The organism is Halobacterium jilantaiense (genome assembly GCF_900110535.1).
GTDB lineage: Archaea > Halobacteriota > Halobacteria > Halobacteriales > Halobacteriaceae > Halobacterium > Halobacterium jilantaiense.
Window position 1 is genome coordinate 1,250,893 of the sequence record NZ_FOJA01000001.1, and the last position, 20,855, is coordinate 1,271,747.

Genomic DNA, 20,855 nt, shown 5'->3' on the forward strand with positions numbered 1-20,855 from the left:
TCGCGAGCCGGACCGCCGGCGACGGTAGCCGTCAGGTCCGGAGGACGTACGCGAGCAGCGTCCCGCCGAGCAGTAGCGTCACGAGGGCAGTCACGGGGAGACTTCTCGGGCCGAACGTGTAGACGACGAGCGTGACGGCCGCGACGAGCGCCGAGAGCGCCGCCGTCGAGAACACGTGGACGAGGACGGACTGCCCGACGCGGGCGTCGCGGCCGACGTCGACGCCGAGGCTGACGGCGTGCTCGCCGGCGTCGTACGCGACGACAGTGCCGACCCCGCCCACGAGCGTGTACGCGGGGTCGAGGCCGGTGGCGGCACCGAACACGACGCCGACGGCGAGCGTGGCCGCGCCGAGCGAGACGAACCGCCGGGTGCCCTGCTGGGCACCGAACACGAGCAGCCCAGCGCCGGCAGCGCCGAGCGCGAGGCCGATGCCGGAGCCGAGCGCCGGCACGAGCGCGACGACGGCGGCGACGGCGGCGGGCGCGACGGCGACGGTCGGCGGCCGGGCGTCGAACTCCGTCACGCCGACCACCCCCGTTCGGCGTCGGCGACGGCGAGCGCCAGCGAGTCGCCGGCCCGCCAGTCGATGACGCGGACGCCAGCCGTCCGCAGCGACCGGATGCGGACCGCGCGCTCCACGCGCGAGAACTGCTGGCCGAGCGTGTCCGCGCCCGTGACATCCGGCGACACGACCGTCACGGGGTGGCCGCTGGCCTCCAGCCGGCGGACGTACTCGGCGGCGTCGTCGTCGACGAGCGGCGAGCAGAACACCACTTGGGCGTCGTCCGGGAGGTGTTTGCGGAGCCGCCGGAACACCAGCGCACCGAGGAATCTGCGGTCCGGGGTCGACACGGAGAAGCCGCGGTCGCGGGCGAGCAGTTCTTCGAGGCGGGCGCGGTGTTCGCGGCCGAGGCCGGGCGCGAGCCACGCCCAGTACGGGCCGAGCGAGGCGACACCGACCTGGTCGCCCGAGTCGAGAAGGGCGGACGCAACGCCGCCCGCGGCCTCCACGCCGTACTCGACGGCGTTCGTGCCGTCCTGGTCGGCGACGTGGGCCTGGGCGCGGGTGTCGACGACCGCGACGACGGTGGCGGCGCGCTCCTCCCGGAACTGGATGGTCGCGAGCTCGCCGTCCCGGGCGAGGCGCTTCCAGTCCACTCGACTGAGGGGGTCACCGGAGCGGTACTCGCGGGTGGCGTGGAACTCCACGCCGGAGCCGCCGGTCGACGTCGAGACGCGGCCGACGCGCTGGACGGTCTGTGCCCGCAGCGGGAACGACTCCAGGCGCGGGAGGTCTGGGACGCACGCGAGCGCCGACTCGGTGGCGACGGACATCCGGGTCTCGTGGCCGCCCGACGCGTCGCGGGCGACCACGTCGACGCTACCGAACTCGTGTTCGCCACGAATCACCTCGACTGTGTAGGTGACGGACGCGGACTTCCCGGCGCGGAGCGCGGTGGCGAGCCGCGGCGACCCCGAGACCACCGAGAGGGTCTCCGGGACGCCGTCGACGACGCGGAGGTCGGGCAGCAGCGACCCCTCGTTCGTGACCGTCAGGGTCACGTCGACCCGGTCGCCGGGCTCCGGGTCGTCGTCGGACAGCGACCGCTCGACCGAGAGGCAGGGGTCGGGCGCGGTGAACAGCCGCGCGTAGCCCGCGACTGCGACTCCGAACACGCCGAGGACGAGCACGCCGGGCACGCGGGTGGCTGCGCCGACTGCGAGCGCGAACAGCGCCAGCGCGACCGCGCCGCGCCACCGAAGGGTCTCCTCGGAGCGCATCAGCTCTCACCTCCCCGGAGGCCGACAATGTGTCGGAGTTCGCGGACGACGTGTTCGGCCTGCCGCTCGTAGACCGGGTCGGCGCTGAGGATGGCGTCGAAGACGTCCGTGGCCGGCGAGTCGACGTCCTCCGCGAAGAACGCCGCGGCGGCCCGGTCGTCGGTCCACGTGCCCTCGTCGAGTTGGCGTTCGGCTTCCTCCGGCGCGAGCCCCCGAGCGTCCACGAGCGCGCGCACGGTGACGCTGCGGAGTCGGTCGCTGAACTGCGCGTCGTCGAGGTTGGTTCGGAAGCTGCCCGAGCCCTCGCGGAGGCGAGCGTCGATGTCCTCGCCGGGCCGCGGCGGCTCGAACCGGGGTTCGAGCGATTCGTTGCGGTCCTCGTCGTCGGTCTCGTCGCGGAACTCCGTGGAGCTGCGGGCGATGCCCGCGGAGAGCGCGAACGCGGCCGCGAGCGCGGCGATGACTATCGTCGGGAGCGGCGGGAACCGGAGGGTGCGCGCGAGCGACGGCTGGACCGCGACGGCGAACCCGAGGGCGGCCAGCACGACGCCGAGCGCGAGCAGGATGCGGCGCAGCATCAGCGCTCACCACCCTCCGTGTACCGCTGTTCGATGGCTCGCAGCGCGTCGACGGCTCGTTCCTCGCGGTCAGGCGTCGCCTCGGCTCCGCCGTACCGGACCTCCCGGAAGACGTCGGTCAGCGCGTCGACGTGGGCGGCGTCCATGCCGGCGTCGCAGGCGGCCGTCGCGAACTCCCGCGGCGTGCTCGTCTCCGGGTCGGGCAGGTCGATGTGGTCGGTCATGTCCCGCCACGCGCGGTACACCTCGTTGTCCACGTCGGCGGCGTCCTCGATGCGGTCGGCCGCCTCGCCGGCGGCCGCGCCGACGGCGGCCAGCGCGTCCCGGTCCTCCGGGTCGCCGGTCTTCGCCTCGGGAAGCGGGTCGTCGTCGGGTTCGTCGTCGCCGCTCGCGCGGTACGCGAGCACGGCGAACAGGACGGCGACGACCACGAGCAGGCCGACGAGGACGGTCGGAGAGACCAGCTGGTCGACGGCCTTCCCGGCGGCGTTCCCGCCGAAGTCGCCGCCGCTGGAGTTGTTCTGAAGCTCGGGAAGGAGCGCGGCGTCGCGCTGATTCAGGGGGCTGCTGGTTCCGCAGTCCGTCAACAGCATGTACGGCACCGCGAGGAACAGGGTCACCGGGAACAGGACTGCGGCCGCGTAGATGGCGTTCTCGCGGCGTTTCAGTATCCAGCCCGCGCCGGCGAGGGCTGCCACGCCACCGATCAGCACCCACGGTGACAGCAGTATGGGAACGCAGGCAGCGCTGAGCCGTATCGGGTCGCCGCCTTCGGGCTGTTCTGGGACAGGCTGGGCGTTGTCGTTGTCACCCTCCCGGTCGGCGTCTCCGGGCTGGAAGTCGCTGCCGACGCCCGGGCCAGCGCCGGACGGCGACTGGGGGTCGGCGAGCGTCGACGCCGCCAGAGCGACGGCGAGGACACAGAGGAGGGCGACTATCAGGACGCGTACGTTTCGGTCCACTGTCGCGCGGTTATCTACTCGAAAGCATAGGTCTTGCGAACAGTTCTCTCGCTAGCGGTTGTCCCACCCCAGGGCCGCGTCGCGGTCGGCAGCCGTCTGGAGGCTGCGGAGCGCGTCGACGGCTCGCTGTTCGCGGTCGGGCGTCGCCTCGGCGTCGCCGTACCGGACCTCCCGGAAGACGTCGGTCAGCGCGGCCACGTCCTCGGCCGGCATTCCGGCGTCGCGGGCCGCGGCCGCGAACTCGGCGGGGGTCGCCGCACCGGGGTCCGGAATCCCGGTCGCCGCAGCCATCGCTCGCCACGCGCGGTACACCTCGTTGTCCACGTCGGCCCCGGCTTCGATGCGGTCGGCCGCGTCGCCCGCCGCGGCGGCGACCGAGAGACTCGCGTTCACGCCCGAGTCGGCCGCCTCGCCGGACTCGTCGCTCGCGTCGTCGCTGGACGGTGCCGGGTCGTCGCCCGTGGCGTGGTACGCGACGACGACCAGACTCGCGACCACGGCGACGACGCCCAGCACCACTACGGGGTCGGTGAGGAGGGTCGTCGCGGCCTCGGCCGCTGCCTCACCGCCGCCCGACGAGCCGGTGTCGCCGGGCGCGAACACCAGTTCGTCGACGCCGCGGGACTCCGACGGCACGGACGACCGGCAGTCCGTGGCCGCGAGCCAGAACGGCACGGCGGAGAGGACGGCACCGCCCACAACCACGACGGTCGGCGTCGTGGCGACGCGTCGGCGGACAGCGACGGCCGCGGCCCCCGTCAGGACCGCAGCGACCGCGAAGAACGCCGGCGACCGCAGGACCGGGACGCAGACACCGGACAGCGGTGGCGTCGTCTGCTCGGTCGCCGTCTCGACGTTCCGAGCGACGCCGCTGCTCGCGTTCTCCGACTGGTGAGCGCCCTCTCCCGCGACCGGGGATTCGTCGCCACTGCCAGTGCCCGAGCCCCGTGGCTCGGTCGGAGCCGGCAGCGTCGCCGCCGCCAGCGAGACGGCGACCACGCAGACCAGCGCCAGGACGACCGCGCTCCGGCGACGAGTCACGCACAGAACGTAGCGGACGGGGGGAAACAAAAGTTACTGGTGGGTTAGACGACGGTTTGACCCATCAGCCAGTCGAACGGCTCGTTCCACTCTCCCCAAGTAATTATCTGATTCAAGTTTACTAAATTTTAAATCAGGATAGGCGCGACTCATCTGTGATGCTCCAGCAGGCCGACGCCGTCCCCGCGCCCGCGCCGCCGGACAGCCCGGACGCGTGGTACGCCCCGGACGTGCGCGCCCAGTACGAGGTCCACCCCGGCACCGTCGTCACCGTCTCGGAGACCGACGGCGGCTTCGCGTACGACGCCCGGCGGCCCGTCCTCGGCGCGAGCGACGAGACAGCACTCGACCGCGTCCGCGACTACTTCGCGGACGCACAGCTCTCCCGCCCCCGGACGCGGGAGGGCACCCGAGAGCGGGTGGCCGACGGTCTCGCCGAGAAACACCGCCAGGTCGTCGCCCGACTCACCGACTGCTCGCGGGCGGCCCGCAGGCGCGTGGAGTTCCACGCGCTCTGCGAACTCCGCGGGCTCGGCGACCTCACGCCGCTGGCCCTCGACGACGACGTGGAGGTCGCCGACGCTACCAGCGACTGCCTCGCCGTTCACACCAGCGAGTACGCGCCGGCCCGAACCGACCTCCCCGCGGACCCGCCGCACCTCGACCGCTTCCTCTCCGAGCGACTCGCGCGCTACACCGTGCCGTTCCGCGACTTCGAGATACCCGTGGTGGTCTACCGAGAGCGCGTACTCGGCCGGGACGCCTTCGACACCAAGTACGCCGTCCGCGAGCCCGACCGCCTCCCCGGCGACGACGAACTCGTCGCCGAGTGCAAGGACCGCATCTGGGAGGCCAGCGTCTCGGACGTGCTCGGCGACGGCCGCGACCGCACCGAGTTCGTCGCCGAACGCGCCCGCACGCTCCTCTCCCGGCGGCTCACCGTCCGGAACACGCGGGCGTGGCTGGACGCCACCCGGCACAGAGTGCGGGCCGCGCTCGCCGAGTACGGCCTCGCCGTCCCGCCGGTCGGGTGGCGGTTCAGTGACGACCGGCTGGAGGACCTGACGTACTACGTCCTCCGGGACTTCGTCGGCGACGGCGAACTCACGGTCCCCATCCGCGACCCCCACCTCGAAGACGTGGAAGCGAACCGCCTCGGGGAGCGCGTGAAAGTCGTGCCGCGCGGGAGCCTGCGCGCGCACGGCGAACGGCTCCCCACCAACCTCGTGCTGGACGACGAGCAGCGATTCGTCAACCTCGTCACCCAGCTCGCCGCCCGGGACGGCGTCGAACTCAACGCCTCCAATCCGTCGGCGAAGGTCAACCTCGAACCCGCGGAGGTCACCGACGACGTGACCATCCGGTGTGCGGTCGCGCTCCCCGCAATCAGCGAGGACGGCCCGCACGTCTCCATCCGGAAGCAGGCCGCCGACGCGCTCACACCCGTCGACCTCCTGGAGCGCGACAGCATCACTCCGGAGGTCGTCGCGCTGCTCTGGATGGTGTACGAACACCACGGCGTCGTCCTCTACTCGGGTCCCACCGGCGTCGGGAAGACGACGCTGATGAACGCCCACATGCCGTTCGTCCCCTTCGACGACCGCCCCATCAGCATCGACGAGGGCAGCCGGGAGGTCCGGCTCCCACACGAGACCGGCGTCTCACTGACCACCCGCGACCACGAGCGCGAGTTCAAGCGCGTCTCGATGGCGGACCTGATGACCGAGACCAATTATCTCAATCCCGACGTGGAGGTCATCGCCGAAATCAACACCCGGGAGAGCTTCGAGAGCTTCGCGCAGGTGCTGAACACCGGCCACGGCGTCGTCGGCACGACGCACGCCGAGGACGTGGAGACGCTCGTGAACCGGGCGGTCGAGCAGGGCGTCCCCGCCTACCTCCTCCGCGAGGTCGACCTCGTCGTCTTCCCCCGGCACGTCAACGGCGACCGGTACGTCGGCGAGGTCGTGGAGTTCGTCAACGACCCCGACGACGCCACGGAGACCATCGAGAAGGACGGCGGCGCAGTCCACTACCGCCGGGTCGCCGAGCGCGAACCGGGCAGCGAGAGCGACTACTCGTTCCGGGGCGTCGCGGACGTGCGGTTCTTCGATGCGCTCGCGGCGCGCACCGACCGGCCCGTCGAGGACGTCCACGACGAGTTCGCGCAGAAACGCCGCTACGTCGAGTACCTCCACCGCGAGGGCGTCGACGACTTCGACGAGCTGTTCGGGCTGCTGTCGGACCTCCGCACCGACGAGGCAGCGACCGTCGAGCGACTCCAGCGGAGGGCCGGCGAGTGACCGGCGGCGACACGCTCGGCGTGGTCGACCGCGCACTGTACGCGCTGTTCGCGCGGCAGGCGGACCGCGACCGCCACGACCCCGACCGCAAACGCTACCGCGCCACCCGCCTCGACCTCGGGTTCGACGTCTTCCTCGCCCGCGTCTACGGCGCGTCCTGGCTCGCGCTCGCGGCCGTCGCGGCGGCAGCGGCGGTCACCGGACTCGCGCTCGGGGTCGGCCCGCTCGCACCGATAGCGCAGGTCCTGCCGGCGAGCCAGCCGGCCGCCGTGTGGCTCGCCGTGGGCCTCCCGCTGGGGCTCGTCACCAAGCGGGCGACAGTGTGGGCGGGCGGCCGCTACCTCGGCTGGCGGGCGAAAGCCCGCCGGGCGGACATCCAGGCCACACTGCCGGGTGCCGTCCGCTACCTTTCCGTGCTCGCGTCCGGCACGACGGACGAGCGGGCTCTCCTCGCGCGCATCGCCGACCGGCCGGCCGCCTACGGCGAGACCGCGGCGGCGTTCCGGGACGTGCTCAACACCGCCGAACTCACTGGCAGCGTCGACCGCGGGCTGCGAGTCGTCGCCCGCGACACGCCGAGCCGGGACGTGCTCGCGCCCTTCCTGCTGAAGCTCCGCGAGCACGCCGCCCAGGGCCCGGACGCCGTCGCCCAGTACCTCGAACTCGAATCGCGGATGCTCGCGAACAGCCGCGAACGCAGCCGCGAGCGCGCCGCGGGTTTCCTCGAACTCGTCGCCGAACTGTTCATCGTTCTCCTGGTGTTGCCCGCGCTGCTGGTCATCGTCGCCACCGTCATGAGCGTCCTCGCGCCCGGGCTCGGGGCACCGGTCGCCACGCCGCTCGGAACGACCACGGTGCGCGCGATGCTGGTCTACGGCAGCGCTGGCTTCGTGCTCGTCGTCGGCGTGCTCGCCGCCTGGCTCGTCGGCGATATGCGGCCCCGAGGGTTCGCCTGGCACGGCCACAGCCGCTCGACCGGCCTCGGCGTGCTCGCGAACGCAGCCAGAAACCCAGCGGACGCCGCCGTCGTCGCCGCCCTGCCTGCGCTCGCCGTGGGCGGCTGGCTCGCCGACACGGGCCTGAACGTGGTGAACGTCGCGCTGCTGTCGTACGTCGCGTTCGCCGTCCCGGTCGGCGCTGTCGCCGCACGCCGCGCGCGTATCGACGACGCGAAGGACCGCGAGATACAGGACTTCGTCCACGCCGTCTCCGGCCACGTCAGCCTCGGCCGGCCGTTCGGCGACGCCGTCTCCCGGGTCGCCGACGACGTCGACCTCGGCCCGCTGAACCCCGACGTCGACGACCTCGCGTTCAACCTCGCAGTCACCACCCACGACGAGGATGTCCGGGCGGCCGCCCTCGGCCAGTTCGTCGAGCGCGTCGACACCCAGCTCGCCGCCCAGACCGTTGGCCTCGTCTCCGGCGCGCTCGACGCCGGCAGCGACGCCGACGCCGCCTTCGAGGCGCTGCAGGCGGAGGTCGGCCGGCTCTACCACGAGAAGCGCGCGCTCCGCTCCCGGCTGCTCGTCTACGTCGCCGTCGGCTGGACGACCGCGCTGCTCGTCGTCGGCATCACGGTCGCCGTGAACCTCGCCGTCCTCGACAGCTTCGCGCAGCTCTCGGCGGTCTCGGACGCCGCGAACGCGGGCGGCCTCGCCATCGACCCCGGCGCTGTCGACCTGGAGCGCGACCGCTTCCGGTTCTACGTCGTCACGCAGGCGACGATGCTGGCCTGCGGCTGGTTCGCCGGTGCCGCGAACCGCGGGCGCTACGACGCCCTGCTGCACTCGGGGCTGCTCGTCGCGGTCGCCTACGCCGTCTTCGCCGGGGTGGGGATGCTGTGACGCGCGAGAACCGCGCGCAGTCGAACGTCGTCGGCGTCGCAATCCTGCTCGGCGTCACGGTTGTCGCGCTCGGCGCGCTCACGGCGAGCGTCGGCACCGTCGTCGACCAGCACGCCGCCGCCAGCGACACCCGGCGGGTCGCCGGCGACCTCGACGACGCCCTCCGGCCGGTCGAGACGACGGGCGTCCACCGGGGCGGCGTGGCGTTCACGGACGGCGAACTCGCCCTCGTCGAACGGCAGGTCCGGGTGTTGAACACGAGCGGCGTGGCCGCCACTGTCGACGCGAACGCGCTGCGGTTCTCGGCAGGCAGCCGGGCGGCGACCTACCTCGCGGGCAGCGTGCTCGTCGCGGGTGACGGCTGGGCGCGCGCCCGGAGCCCGCTCGCGGTCGCCGCCGACCCGGACGTCCTCGTCGTGAGCGTGCCCGCACTCCGCGGGAACGTCTCACTGGCGGCCAGCGGCGGTGGCGGCGTCACCAGAACCGTCCGGTCGAACGTCAGCCACCACCGCCGCAGCCTCGGGGACGCCGGCTACCGGGTCGCCGTCGAGACGGAGTACGTCGACGCCGTCGCCGACGAGTTCGAGGCGATGGGCGCGACGACCACGACCCGTGACTTCGACGGCGACGGGGTCCGGAGCGTCGTGGCTCACTTCGACGGCGTGCGCACCGGCTACCTCGTCGTCCACGAGACGGAGGTGACCGTCGAGTGACCGCCGGCCGCGCGGTCACGCCCGCCGTCGGGAAGGCCCTCGAAGCCGGCATCGTCGTGCTGTTCGTCGCCACTGCGACGACGGCGCTGTACGGCGGCGTGGTGCCCGACGCCCGGAACGCCGCCGGGAGCGAAGTCGGCGAGCGCGCGCTCGAACACGCCGCCGCGGAGGTGGAAGCTGCCGTCCCGCCGTCGGGCCGGGAGGCCGCGGTCGAGCGCCGGGTGTCGCTGCCCGAGAGCATCAGGGACTACGGCTACGAGATTCGGGCGGCGAACGGGTCGCTCGTCCTCGCCCACGACCACCCGAGCGTCGGCGGGTCGACGCCGCTCGTGCTCCCCGACCGCGTCCGGACCGTCACGGGCGCGTGGGACGGCGGCGGTGGCGTCGTCCGCGTCGAACCGCACCCAGCGGGCGGCGTGGTCGTCGTGCTCGCGGACGAGCCGAGTGAGGTGAGCGACCGGTGACCGCGAGCCGGGGGCAGGCGAATCTGCCCGCGCTGGCGGTGGCGCTGCTGCTGGTCGGCGCGAGCGTCGGCGTCGCCGTGGCGCTCGCGGGCGGCGCGTTCGCGGCCGCGAACACGGACGCGCAGGACACTCGCTTGGTGTCGTCGCTCGCCGAGCGCCTGGTCGCCGCAGACGGCCCGCTCTCGGTGCGCGCAAACGTCCTCTCGCGAGACGCGGTCGAGAACGCCTCGGGAGGGCTCTGCCCGGGAGCCGCGGACTGCCAGCTCCGGCTCGATGGGGAGACTGTCGCTGCGCGCGGCGACCCGAAGCGCGGCGAGACCGTGCGCCGCATCGTGCTCGTCGCGGACACCGAGCGGCGGACGCTCGACGCCGCGCTCTCCGGGAAAGACGCGGTGACGCTCCCGCGGCGGACCGCGAACGCGACGGTCCGGCTGGACCCGCCGACCGGGACGCGCGTGACGACCGTCCGGGCGAACGACCGCGTCGTGCTCCACGACCCCGGCGGCCTCGACGGCCGCTACGACCTCGCGCTCTCCCGGTACGACACCGTGACGCTGGCACTCGACGCGAACCGCGACCTCGGCCCCAGGGCGCTGACAGTCGGCTACCGCGTCGAGACCACGAGCAAGGCCGTCCTAGAGGTGACCGTCGATGCGTGAGCAGCCGCCGCGCGGCCAGGTGTCGCTGCCGGCTGTCGAGGCCGCCGTCGGCGTGCTGTTCGTGGTCGCGGTCGCGGCGGCGTTCGCGTTCGGGTCGCCAGCGGGCGGCGTCCCACGGGACGCCCAGCTGGACGCGTACGCCAGCGATGCCGCGACAGTGCTCGCGAACGAACCGCCCCAGCACGGCGACAGCACCCGACTCGCGGAGGTCGCGGCGTCAGAGGACGCGTTCGACCGGGAGGCCGACGCGCTGGAGCGCCGCGTCGACCGCATCCTCCCTGACAACCTCCTCTTCCGGGTGGCGACGCCCCACGGGACGGTCGGGTACGCGCGCCCGTCGACTGTGCCGACGGGCGTCGCGACGGTCCCCACGGGCGGTGGGACAGTGACGGTATGGGTGTGGTACGCGTGACGCGGCGCGGCCAACTCGTGCTCGTCGCGGCGGCCGTCGCGGCGCTCGCGCTCGTTCCGGTCGCGGCGGCCTACCTCCAGTTCGGCTACGCGCCCGATGTCGCCGACCCTGACGCAGACCACGGCGAGCGCGTGGCGAGCGAACTCGACCGGCTCGTGGACGACGCCGCGGAGCGCGCGACCGGGCGGCCCTGGAGCGAGCGCGAGGCGGCAGTACGAGAACTCCGCGCGGCGCTCGGGCCACCGGTCGACACACTGGAGCGGAGTCGGCTGGGCGACGCCGTCGCCGTGCACGTCACGGAGAACGAGTCCGCCGTAGCGGGTGTCGCGTGCCCCAGTGGTCGCGGACGCGCGTTCGGTGACTGCGAGCGCGACGGCGGTGTGGTCCTCCAGGAACGCGCGAACGAGACTGTGGTCGTCGCAGTCGCGCTCGACGTGCGCGTGACGACGCCGGACGGAACGACGACGTTCACGCGGGTACTTCAACCGAGGTGACAGTTCGGCGAATGGCGGCGAGCTTACTTCGTGGAATGGGGCGGTTGCCGCCGGCACGCTGGGCCGGCCAGGCGGCCGACCGCTGGCCTGTACGCCACTCGACACCGCCGCGGGTCACAGCGGCTGGAGTACTCGTCTCCGGGAAGCGACAGTAGGACCGGATTTCGCGCAGCAGCCCGACGCACGGCGGCTCGTAGCTTCGGCGTTGTGCTGCCGGGGCCGAGCCTACTCGCGAATCGGCGTTTTATAACAAAGACAACAGATGCCGCCAGCGGTGGTATGGGCACGCGACCAGGCGAGCGACAGAGTGCATCGTCACGCACGAGCAGACTCCTCACACTACTCGTCGTTGGAGTACTCGTCGTCGCTCCGGCGAGTGTGGGGGTCGTCGGATCGACCGCGGGCGACGCCAGCGACGCTACGGGCGACGGTCCAGTGCAGCAGACGCCGCTCGTTCCCGAGACAGGCTCGCTCGGCGACGCGAGCACGACGTTCGCGGGGGCAGGTGCCAACGACACGTTCGGGACTGCGCTCGCGCACGGAGACCTCAACGGGGACGGCGTCGAGGACGTCGTCGTCGGCGCGCCCGAGAACAACACGGGTGAGGGGACCAACTCCGGCGCGGTCTACGTGTTCTACGGTCCCGTCGAGGACGGCGACATCGACGCGGCGTCCGCCAGCGTCACGCTCCACGGCGTCGACGCCGGCGACCGCGCCGGCTACGCCGTGGCCGCGGGGGACGTGGACGACGACGGGGCGGACGACCTCGTCGTCGGCGCGCCGCTCGAAGACGCCAACGGCCAGTCCGCGGGCACGGTGTACGTCGTCGACGGGGGCGACGACCTCCCCGAGAACGGGTCGCTCTCGGACGCGGACCACGTGCTCCGCGGCGAGAGCGCGGGCGACCGCGCCGGCTGGTCCGTCGCCGCCGTGAACCGAACCGACGGCGACGACGTGCTCGTCGGGGCACCCGGGAGTAACGCCTCCGCCGCCAACGCCGGCGCTGCGTACGTCGTCTCGGACGTCGACCCCGGCGTCGGTTCGCTCGCTGACGCCAGCACGACACTCACCGGCGAAGGCAGCGGCGACGCCGCCGGCTGGTCCGTCGCCGAAGCCGGCGACGTCGACGGAGACGGCAGTCAGGATATTCTCGTGAGTGCGCCGTGGAACAACTCCACCGCCACCGACGCCGGTGCCGTCTACCTCCTCACGGAGACCGACGTGGGGACGGTCTCGCTGGCGGACGCCCGGCTGAAGCTCGCCGGCGACGCCGCTCGCGACCGCGCGGGCTGGGACGTCGCCGAGGCCGGCGACGTTGACGACGACGGCTACGACGACGTCCTCGTCGGCGCGCCGACCGCCGAGACGGCGGACAGCGAGTCGAACGCCGGCATCGCATACGTGGTCTACGGTGGCGAGGGCGACACCGGCACGGTGAACCTCTCCGACGCCGGGACGACGCTCGCCGGCGAGGGCGAGGACGACTTCGCCGGCTACTCGGTCTCCTCGGCCGGGTCCGGCGACGTGACCTGCGACGACTATGCCGACGTGCTCGTGGGCGCACCCGGCAACAACTCGACGGCCGTCGAGGCCGGAGCCGTCTACGTCGTCGCCGGCAGCGAGTCCCCCGCGACCGAGCGCAACCTCTCGACGGCCGACGCGACGCTCGCCGGTGAGGGCGAAGGCGACCGCGCCGGCACCGCCGTCTCCGACGCGATGGACGTGACTGGTGGCGGCGACAAGGACGTCCTCGTCGGCGCACCGTTCAACAACTCCAGCGCCGTCGACGCCGGTGCCGCCTACCTCGTCGCCGGCGACTGCCCCGAGCCGGAACCGGAGCCAGAGCCGGAGCCCGAACCGGAGGACGTCGTCGTCACCACGGAGTGCGCCGACGAGCAGGGGACGGTCACGGTCAGCAACCCCAACGGCGAGCGCGTCACGTTCACCATCGAGGGCGACAGCTACACCCTCGCCGCCGACGGTTCGGACGACGATTCGGTTACGCTCTCCGACCTCGACGACGGCGACTACCAGTGGAGCGCGGAAACCGAGGACGGCACGGACGTCGGCGGTGGCACGCTCACCGTCGATTGCGACGAACCCGACGACGTGCTGGTGACACTGGAGTGCGTCGACGAACAGGGCGAGCTGACAGTCACCAATCCGAACGACCAGAACGCCACCTTCAGCATCGAGGGCGACAACTACACGCTGACTGCCAACGGCACCGCCAACGACTCCCTCGTGGTCTCCGACCTCGACGACGGTGACTACCAGTGGAGTGCCGAGGCCGAGGACGGCACCGACATCGGCGACGGCACGCTCACTGTCGACTGCGACGAGCCGAGAGGCACGCAGGACACCGTGGCCGTCACCGAAGAGTGCGAGCAGCTGACCGTCAGAAATCCGAGTGACAACGACGGGAACGTCGACTTCCGCGTCCGGAACGGGTCCGGCGACCTGGTCACCACCGTCCGAGACGTCGCGCCCGGAGAGGGCGACACCATCGACGGACTCACCGGTGACGACTACACCGTCGACGCTCGCTACGTGACCAGCGACTCGTTCGCCTCCGACAACGTCACCGTCAGCGGCCAGACCGAGGCGACGGTCGCAGTCGCCAGCTGTCGACAGCCGACCGACACCACGGCGGTCTCCGAAGAGTGCGAGCAAATCACCGTGACTACCCCCGGTGACAGCGCGGAGCCCGTCGACTTCCGCGTCCGGAACGCGTCCGGTGACCCGGTCGCCACCGCTCAGGACGTCGACCCAGGTGACAGCGCCACCGTGAACGTGACGGCAGGCGGCTACACCGTCGACGCCCGCTACGCGACCGACGACTCGTTCGCCTCCGACAACGTCACCGTCAACGGCCAGACCGAGGCAGCCGTCAGCGTCGAACAGTGTCCTGTCGAGCCGCCCACGACTACGACTGAGCAGTCAACCACCACCGAGACTCCGACCACCACCACCGAGACCCCGACTACAACTGAGGAACCAACCACCACCGAGGAACCGACCACGACTGAACAGCCAACGACCGCAGAGACTCCGACCACCACCGAAACCCCAACTAACACTACAACTGAAACCTCGACCACCACCGAAACCCCGACCAGCACCACGCCTTCGACCAGCACTGCGACGGGAGCCGCGCTCGTCGGGCTCGTGGGCTCTCTCGGTCTGTTCGTCCGCACCCGCGAGTAACTCCCCGACGCCCGTTCTTTCGCCGCGGCGCGACGAGCAGGAGTCAGTCCTCTGCGAACTCCTCGAAGCCCCACTCGCTGGCCCGCTCGGTCGCCTCCTCGCGGGCGCGCTCCCGGAGCGCGTCGATCTTCTCGTCGTCCTCGAGGAACGCTTCGACGGCGTCCATCGACTCCCCACCCTGACTGCCGTCGGCCGGGGCCGCGGCGCGGGTGCGGTCGGCGAGGTCGGCGTCGCCAGCGAGGCGCTCGGCCGGCGTTCCCGGCGCGACGGCGAACTGCTCGGTCTCGGGGACGGGCGGGTCGCCGCCAGCGTAACACTCCACGCGCAGCGGCCCGGGCACCGCGAGGTCGCCGAGCGCCGCGTCACCGCCGCGCCCGGAGCCGGAGTGCTTGACGTGCGTCGGGACGCCCGCCTCGAACGCCAGCACGCCCGCGCCGCCGTCGTCCAGCAGGAGCGCGTCCTGGGGCGTGAACTCGGCGTACCCCGTGAGTTCGCGGTCGAGCGCGAGCCCCAGCGCGGCTGCTGCGTCCTCGACGACCCGGGAGAACGACACGGGCGTCGTCATGGCTGGTCGGGGACCACTGCGCTCCGGAACCGGTCGGCGACCGCGTCCGCGTCGCTCGCCTGCACGTCGAGCGCGTCGACGGCCGTCCGATAAGCTGCCGCGGCGTCGCTGTCCGGAGCATGTGCAAGCAGCGGTTCGCCCGCGCGCCGCGCCGCCCGCGCCGCGTCGTCCTCGGGAACGGCTGCGAGCGTCGGCCCCTCGAAGTAGCGGTCGGCTTTCGCCGCGACGCGGTCGACGGCGTCGCCGTCGGTCACGCGATTGAACAGCACGCCCGCGACGCCCGTGCCGTAGGAGGCCGCGTACTCCTGAACCTTGAGGGCGTCCGAGATGGCGGGAATCGTCGGTTCGACCACGAGCACCGTTCGGTCCGCGAGCACGACGGGGAGGACGGCGTCCCGGCTGGCGAGCGTCGCTGGCGAGTCCAGCAGGAGAACGTCCGTGTCGCTGGCGAGTTCGGCGACCACGTCCCGGAGCCGCTCCGGTTCGGCCGCGCGGAAATCAGAGAGGCTCGTCCCGCAGGGCACCACGCGCATCCCGTGTCGCTCGTAGACCGCGTCCGAGACGGCGGCGTCGGCGTCCGCCAGCAGGAGGTCGTGCAGCGTCACGTCCACGTCCGCCAGCCCAGCGTGGAACAGCAGGTTCGCCATCCCCGTGTCGGCGTCCACGACGGTCACGTCGTAGTCGTCGGCGAGCGCGAGACCGAGCGCGAGCGTGCTCGTCGTCTTCCCGGTGCCGCCCTTCCCCGACGCGACCGCGAACGCCTCAACCATCGGTTGCGTCCCGCTGGTCGTTCACGTCGGTTCCGGCCGCTTCGTCGCGCGTTCGGAGCGCCGCCGCGACCGTCTGGCGGTCCGACGGCAGCTCGGCGAGCCGCCGGTCGGCGTTCGCGCGCGTCTCCCGGAGGTCCTCGCGCGGTCGACCGAGCGCACGCCCCCGGCACGCCTCGTAGAGCGCCGACACCGACGCCCGGTACGCCGCGACGGTCTGTGCCCGCGCCACCGCTGCCGACACCGCCTCCTCGTCTCCGGTCGCCGCCACCACGTCGCCACCGTCGCCGCCGACGCTCACGACCACAGCGTCCGGTGCCCGAGCGCGGACGGTCGCCGCCGCCGAATCGGCGTCCGCCGCCGCGCAGTCGACGACCACCACCCGGTCGTCGCCAGCGGAGAGCGCGGCGGCGAGGTCGTCGACGGCGACGGCCTCGGCGTCGTCCAGCACCTCCGAGAGCGTCGACCGCGTCGCGTCCGCGACCAGAAGTGTCACACCAGCCTATGGACGCTACCCGATTAAATATTTTCCGAGCAGATTCTGCAAACATTCGACCAGATCTGTCTGGTCAGCGGCCAGTTCCCAGACGCCGGGGACGCGAACCGGCTTTATCGGTCGCCGACGCCGAGCGACGGACACGCCAGATGGGGTCCGACGACCACCCGGCCGGCGTCTCAGGGAGCGCGCTCGCTGGGCTCGCGCGCCGCGCCGTCCACGGCAACCTCGTCGTCTCGCTGGCCGCCACCAGTGTCGCCGCCACCACCGCGGCCCTCGTCCGCGTCCCCGTCGACCCGCTCGCGCTGTTCGTCGTGTTCGCCGCCACGCTGTTCGTCTACAGCGCCGACCGCGTCGCCGACGCCGACGTCGACGCCGCGAACCTCCCCAGACGCGCGGCGTTCGCGCGACGCCACGGCCGCACGGTGGTCGCAGCCAGCACGCTACTGTACGTGGCCGCCGTCGCGCTCGCCGCCGCTCGCGGCGTCCGCTACGTCGAGTTCCTCGCGCTCCCCGTCGTCGCCGTCGGCGTCTACTCCGGCCTGCGCGCGAAACGCGTGTTCCTCGCGAAGAACCTCCTCGTCGGCGGCGCGTGGGCCGCGGTCCCGCTCGGCGTCGGCGCACACGCCGCTCGACTCGGCGACCCACGGGTCTGGCTGCTCGCCGCCTGGACCGGCTCGGTCATCACCGTCGCCGCCGTCGTCTTCGACGTCAAGGACGTCCACGGTGACCGTGCCGCCGGCATCGACACGATTCCGGTCCGCTACGGGCCGGCCGCGGCCCGCCGGGTCGCGACACTCGCGAACGCGGCCCTCGCCCTCGCCGTCGTCGCGCTCGTCGCGACCCGGGTGCTTCCTGGTCGCTTCCTCGTCCTACTCGTCCTCCACGCCTACGTCGCGGCCTACGTCCCGTTCGCGACCCCCGACCGCAGCGCGCTCTTCTACGGCCTCGTCGTCGACGGCGAACACGTCGTCCTCGCACTGATTGTCCTCGTACTTCACGGAGCCGGTATGCTGTAATTTCGAGCAGCTACACAGTCGTTGACAGCTGTTTACATGCCGTCGGTTCGTGGCTTCGGGGCTGCCGGCCGCCGGAAGCCGGTATCGGTCTCTTATTCGAGTCGCGGCCAGACGGTCTCACGAGCGTGGGACTGCCGTACCGAATCGCGAAGGCCAGAGGGTCGCAGAAAATCCGCCCTCCCCGATTTGAACGGGGGACAAGTCGATCTACAGTCGACTGCTCTACCAGTCTGAGCTAAGGGCGGATGCACTCGAACGTAGGCCGGCGTCGAAATTTAAGGGTTATCATTCCAGTTCGGGAGACGATTGTCAGACGCGACAGCACATTTAATAAGGGGCGAAGCGGTAGTGCCTGACAACCGTCATGTCGAAAGTCACGTTCCGCGCGGACGACGACCTCGTCGCTGCCGTCGAGGACCTCGACGCCTCGAAGAGCGAGGTCATGCGGGAGGCGCTTCGCACGTACCTCACGGAGAGTCGCGTGGACGCCGGCGGGTCGCTGGACGCGATGGTCGCCGATCGCGTCGACGGGCTGGTCGGGGACGCCGCCGAGCCGGCCGGCCGGTCCGGAGGCGCGCGTGACGTAAACATCAACATCACCGTGGAGACCGACGACGGCGCGTCCGTCGACGCGGAGTCGTCGGGCACGGGTCAGCGCGCGGCCGACGCCGGCCGCGGCCGCCAGCAGCCCGGGGGGGACGGCGAGCGGTCGTGCAAGCAGTGCGGGTCGTCGCTGTCCGGCGAGCACGTGTACTGCCCGAACTGCGGGGAGAAAGCGTCGCATCGCGTCTTCTGTGAGTGCGGCGACGAAGTTCGGGCCGACTGGGCGTTCTGCCCGCACTGCGGCCGTCGGACGGCGTCCGCAGACGCGCTCGACCGGCAGGGGTAAGACAGCTGTTTACATTCGCCGTTAGTTATATGTAGCAAGCTGCTCTGGGTACTCGTACGTAAGACGGTCGTCTTACACAGAATCACCAGATGGCGCGGCCCCTTCGCGCCAACCCGGTGGTGTAAGACACGGAAGCGGGAGACCGGGTCCGTCTTACCAACACGGGGATACCAAATATGGAGCGTGTGACACTCCGGATTCCGGAACAGCAGATCGACGAGGTGGAACAGATGGTCGAACGGGGGAAGTTCCCCAACCGGAGCGAGGCGATTCGCTCCGCCGTTCGCGAGATGATCGACGAGCAGACGGACCAGACCGGTCCGAAGAACTGGGCGAAGGTGTAGACGATGCAGGACATCGTTCAGGACGCCCTCGACAACGCCGAAGCCGAGAAGCGCGAGATGGACGCCAGCACCGACGGCGACGAGTTCGGCGACCCCCGCATCGTCATCGTCGGCTGCGGCGGCGCTGGCAACAACACCGTCAACCGGCTGTACAACATCGGTGTCGAGGGCGCGGACACCGTCGCCATCAACACCGACAAGCAGCACCTGAAGATGATCGAGGCCGACACGAAGATTCTCGTCGGCAAGTCCCTGACCAACGGGCTCGGCGCTGGCGGCGACCCGTCGATGGGCGAGCGCGCGACCGATATGGCTCAGGGGACGATCAAGGAGGTACTCGGCGACGCGGACCTCGTGTTCGTGACCGCCGGTATGGGGGGCGGAACGGGGACCGGCGCAGCGCCGGTCGTCTCGAAGATCGCCAAAGAGCAGGGCGCAATCGTCGTCGGCATGGTGTCGACGCCGTTCAACGTCGAGCGCGCCCGCACCGTCAAGGCCGAGGAGGGCCTGGAGAAGCTCCGCGAGGAAGCCGACTCCATCATCGTTCTCGACAACAACCGGCTGCTGGACTACGTGCCCAACCTCCCCATCGGGGACGCGTTCTCCGTGATGGACCAGATCATCGCGGAGACGGTCAAGGGCATCAGTGAGACGATTACGCAGCCCAGCCTCATCAACCTCGACTACGCCGACATGACCGCCATCATGAACCAGGGCGGCGTGGCGGTGATGTTGGTCGGTGAGACCCAGGACAAGAACAAGACCAACGAGGTCGTCAAGGACGCGATGAACCACCCGCTGCTGGACGTCGACTATCGCGGCGCGAGCGGCGGGCTCGTCCACATCACTGGCGGCCCGGACCTCACGCTGAAAGAGGCCGAGGGCATCGCCGACAACATCACGGAGCGTCTGGACGCGAGCGCGAACGTCATCTGGGGCGCTCGCATCCAGGAGAACTACAAGGGGAAGGTGCGCGTCATGGCCATCATGACGGGCGTGCAGTCCGCGCAGGTACTCGGCCCGAGCACGCAGAAGCAGGCCGACAAGTCCCGGAAGGAGCTCCGAGACGTCGAGTCCTCGGACTCGAAGCAGCGCGTGGCCGACGACGCGTCGACGGGCGGCTTCGGCGGTGCGCACTCCGACGGCGGTCAGGACGAGGTCGAGCAGGAGAACGGTCTCGACGTCATCCGGTAATCGGCAGTCTTCTCTCTCTCTCTTTGCGATTGCCGAGCGACGGCACTCTGCGCGGTGCCGTCGGTCCTGCCAGTCGGCCTACACTGACTCGACTGCGTCGACGAGCGCGCACTTCCGGCAGCGGTCCTGGGTCGTCGGCGCGCCACACTCCTCGCACTCACCGACGGTTTCGCCGTCCTCGTCGTCTCCGTACTCGTCGGCCGCGAGACTCGCGAGTTCCTCGTAGCCGGCCATGATGGAGTGCCGCGTTCCGGGGTGGTTCTCCTCGAGTTTCAGGAGGAGGTCCTGAATCTCGCCGCGGAACGCCTCGCTGGCGTGCGGGCACTCTTCCATGTGGACCGGGAGGTCGCGGAGCTGGGCGTACAGCGCGACCTCTTTTTCGGGAACGTCACGGAGCGGTTTCGCGCGCGGAATCATCCCGTCTTTCTCGTTGCGCTCACCGAACGGCCCCAGACTGGCGTCGAAGTGTTTCGCGACCTGTTCGACGTTCCCCTCGAAGACGTTCATCAGTGCGGTCTCGGCCTCGTCGTCGAGGTTGTGCCCGGTGAGGAGTTTGTCCGCGTCGTACTCGTCGGCGTACCGCGCGAGCACGTCCCGGCGGAACACCCCGCAGTACGCACACGGTGCCATGTCCAGTGGGTCGTCCTCGGCGACGTCGTCCATCTCGACGTCGAACTCCTCGCGGTAGGTCGCGACCTCGTGGCGGATGCCGCGCTCGGCGACCAGTTCCTCGCAGGCGTCGAGGCTCTCGTCGCGGTAGCCCTCGATGCCTTCGTGAATCGTGAGCGCGACCAGCTCGACCCGGGGATCCTCCTCGAAGGTGTCGTGGAGGATGTCGGTGAGGACGACGCTGTCTTTCCCGCCGGACAGCCCGACGACCCACGTCTCGGGGTCTTCGGGGGTGGCGTCGGCGGGCAGCATGTCGTCCTCGCGGACGCGCCGCCGCACGCGGCGCTCCACGCTCTCGAGGAAGTGTGGCTCGCAGAGGTGGGCACCGGAGTAGGCGGCGTGCATCACCGCGTCCCGGTCGCACTTCGTGCAGTCCATCGGGCACAGGTAGCGCGGTCGGCGGTTTCACCGTTTCGGGACACCGACCGGAACGGGCGCGTAAATCACATA

General features: G+C 71.4%; 21 protein-coding genes and 1 tRNA gene. 12 read left to right on the forward strand and 10 right to left on the reverse strand.

Annotation, left to right across the window (positions count from 1 at the left end; genetic code table 11):
- Positions 1-31: 31 nt before the first annotated feature.
- Genes BMW35_RS06445 through BMW35_RS15875 form a run of 5 tightly spaced genes read right to left on the reverse strand, consistent with a single transcriptional unit; the run spans position 32 to position 4,366 of the window.
- Positions 32-526 carry a DUF7519 family protein gene (locus BMW35_RS06445; RefSeq protein ID WP_143052161.1) on the reverse strand — a complete coding sequence of 165 codons (495 nt, stop codon included), beginning with the start codon at positions 524-526 and terminating at the stop codon, positions 32-34.
- Positions 523-1,785: a DUF58 domain-containing protein gene (locus tag BMW35_RS06450; RefSeq protein ID WP_089668554.1), complete on the reverse strand. Its 1,263-nt coding sequence runs from the start codon at positions 1,783-1,785 to the stop codon at positions 523-525. Before BMW35_RS06450 ends, BMW35_RS06445 begins: the two co-directional genes overlap by 4 nt.
- The gene (locus BMW35_RS06455; protein ID WP_089668555.1) at positions 1,785-2,363 is read right to left on the reverse strand and encodes a DUF7269 family protein; all 579 of its coding nucleotides are present in this window, start codon (positions 2,361-2,363) and stop codon (positions 1,785-1,787) included. The genes BMW35_RS06450 and BMW35_RS06455 overlap by 1 nt, the downstream gene beginning before the upstream one ends.
- Positions 2,363-3,325, reverse strand: coding sequence for a DUF4129 domain-containing protein (locus BMW35_RS15870; RefSeq protein ID WP_245708144.1), 963 nt, complete (start codon positions 3,323-3,325; stop codon positions 2,363-2,365). The genes BMW35_RS06455 and BMW35_RS15870 overlap by 1 nt, the downstream gene beginning before the upstream one ends.
- Before the next feature lie 51 nt (positions 3,326-3,376).
- Positions 3,377-4,366, reverse strand: coding sequence for a DUF4129 domain-containing protein (locus BMW35_RS15875; protein ID WP_089668556.1), 990 nt, complete (start codon positions 4,364-4,366; stop codon positions 3,377-3,379).
- 158 nt (positions 4,367-4,524) lie between these two features.
- Here BMW35_RS15875 and BMW35_RS06470 point away from each other — a divergent pair, with 158 nt between their 5' ends.
- The 8 genes from BMW35_RS06470 (at position 4,525) to BMW35_RS06505 (ending at position 14,462) form a co-directional block, all read left to right on the forward strand.
- Positions 4,525-6,669 carry a type II/IV secretion system ATPase subunit gene (locus BMW35_RS06470; protein WP_089668557.1) on the forward strand — a complete coding sequence of 715 codons (2,145 nt, stop codon included), beginning with the start codon at positions 4,525-4,527 and terminating at the stop codon, positions 6,667-6,669.
- Complete coding sequence (locus BMW35_RS06475; RefSeq protein WP_089668558.1) at positions 6,666-8,513, forward strand: type II secretion system F family protein; 1,848 nt, start codon at positions 6,666-6,668, stop codon at positions 8,511-8,513. Before BMW35_RS06470 ends, BMW35_RS06475 begins: the two co-directional genes overlap by 4 nt.
- Positions 8,510-9,226 carry a DUF7289 family protein gene (locus BMW35_RS06480; RefSeq protein WP_089668559.1) on the forward strand — a complete coding sequence of 239 codons (717 nt, stop codon included), beginning with the start codon at positions 8,510-8,512 and terminating at the stop codon, positions 9,224-9,226. The genes BMW35_RS06475 and BMW35_RS06480 overlap by 4 nt, the downstream gene beginning before the upstream one ends.
- Complete coding sequence (locus tag BMW35_RS06485; RefSeq protein ID WP_089668560.1) at positions 9,223-9,690, forward strand: DUF7266 family protein; 468 nt, start codon at positions 9,223-9,225, stop codon at positions 9,688-9,690. Before BMW35_RS06480 ends, BMW35_RS06485 begins: the two co-directional genes overlap by 4 nt.
- Positions 9,687-10,349 (forward strand): DUF7263 family protein, encoded by a 663-nt coding sequence (locus BMW35_RS06490; RefSeq protein ID WP_089668561.1) that lies wholly within the window; start codon positions 9,687-9,689, stop codon positions 10,347-10,349. The genes BMW35_RS06485 and BMW35_RS06490 overlap by 4 nt, the downstream gene beginning before the upstream one ends.
- Complete coding sequence (locus BMW35_RS06495; protein WP_089668562.1) at positions 10,342-10,761, forward strand: DUF7262 family protein; 420 nt, start codon at positions 10,342-10,344, stop codon at positions 10,759-10,761. The genes BMW35_RS06490 and BMW35_RS06495 overlap by 8 nt, the downstream gene beginning before the upstream one ends.
- Entirely contained in the window at positions 10,743-11,255 is a 513-nt protein-coding gene (locus BMW35_RS06500) for a DUF7261 family protein (protein ID WP_089668563.1), read from the forward strand. The genes BMW35_RS06495 and BMW35_RS06500 overlap by 19 nt, the downstream gene beginning before the upstream one ends.
- 378 nt (positions 11,256-11,633) lie before the next feature.
- Positions 11,634-14,462, forward strand: a complete 2,829-nt coding sequence (locus BMW35_RS06505; protein WP_177170788.1) for an integrin alpha — start codon at positions 11,634-11,636, stop codon at positions 14,460-14,462.
- A 43-nt stretch (positions 14,463-14,505) separates the two neighbouring features.
- On the opposite strand, the gene BMW35_RS06510 is transcribed toward BMW35_RS06505, so the two are convergent.
- From BMW35_RS06510 to BMW35_RS06520, 3 genes are read right to left on the reverse strand one after another with little or no spacing between them, the layout of a single operon-like run.
- Positions 14,506-15,027 carry a DUF8054 family protein gene (locus BMW35_RS06510; RefSeq protein WP_089668565.1) on the reverse strand — a complete coding sequence of 174 codons (522 nt, stop codon included), beginning with the start codon at positions 15,025-15,027 and terminating at the stop codon, positions 14,506-14,508.
- The gene (locus BMW35_RS06515) at positions 15,024-15,797 is read right to left on the reverse strand and encodes a nucleotide-binding protein (RefSeq protein ID WP_089668566.1); all 774 of its coding nucleotides are present in this window, start codon (positions 15,795-15,797) and stop codon (positions 15,024-15,026) included. The genes BMW35_RS06510 and BMW35_RS06515 overlap by 4 nt, the downstream gene beginning before the upstream one ends.
- Entirely contained in the window at positions 15,790-16,290 is a 501-nt protein-coding gene (locus tag BMW35_RS06520; protein WP_089668567.1) for a hypothetical protein, read from the reverse strand. Before BMW35_RS06520 ends, BMW35_RS06515 begins: the two co-directional genes overlap by 8 nt.
- A gap of 149 nt (positions 16,291-16,439) precedes the next feature.
- Here BMW35_RS06520 and BMW35_RS06525 point away from each other — a divergent pair, with 149 nt between their 5' ends.
- Positions 16,440-17,309, forward strand: coding sequence for a UbiA family prenyltransferase (locus BMW35_RS06525; protein ID WP_177170789.1), 870 nt, complete (start codon positions 16,440-16,442; stop codon positions 17,307-17,309).
- A 171-nt stretch (positions 17,310-17,480) separates the two neighbouring features.
- On the opposite strand, the gene BMW35_RS06530 is transcribed toward BMW35_RS06525, so the two are convergent.
- Positions 17,481-17,554: transfer RNA gene (locus BMW35_RS06530), tRNA-Tyr, on the reverse strand.
- A gap of 119 nt (positions 17,555-17,673) precedes the next feature.
- On the opposite strand from BMW35_RS06530, the gene BMW35_RS06535 reads away from it, so the two are divergent.
- From BMW35_RS06535 to ftsZ, 3 genes are all read left to right on the forward strand, one after another.
- Positions 17,674-18,198 carry a double zinc ribbon domain-containing protein gene (locus BMW35_RS06535; RefSeq protein ID WP_089668568.1) on the forward strand — a complete coding sequence of 175 codons (525 nt, stop codon included), beginning with the start codon at positions 17,674-17,676 and terminating at the stop codon, positions 18,196-18,198.
- Positions 18,199-18,374: 176 nt separating this feature from the next.
- Entirely contained in the window at positions 18,375-18,542 is a 168-nt protein-coding gene (locus BMW35_RS06540; protein WP_089668569.1) for a ribbon-helix-helix domain-containing protein, read from the forward strand.
- A 3-nt stretch (positions 18,543-18,545) separates the two neighbouring features.
- A complete protein-coding gene (ftsZ, locus tag BMW35_RS06545; protein WP_089668570.1) occupies positions 18,546-19,736 on the forward strand; it encodes a cell division protein FtsZ in 1,191 nt (396 codons plus the stop codon).
- Between the two features lie 78 nt (positions 19,737-19,814).
- Here ftsZ and ncsA read toward each other — a convergent pair whose 3' ends face one another.
- Positions 19,815-20,783 carry a tRNA 2-thiolation protein NcsA gene (gene ncsA, locus BMW35_RS06550; protein WP_089668571.1) on the reverse strand — a complete coding sequence of 323 codons (969 nt, stop codon included), beginning with the start codon at positions 20,781-20,783 and terminating at the stop codon, positions 19,815-19,817.
- Positions 20,784-20,855 lie beyond the last annotated feature (72 nt).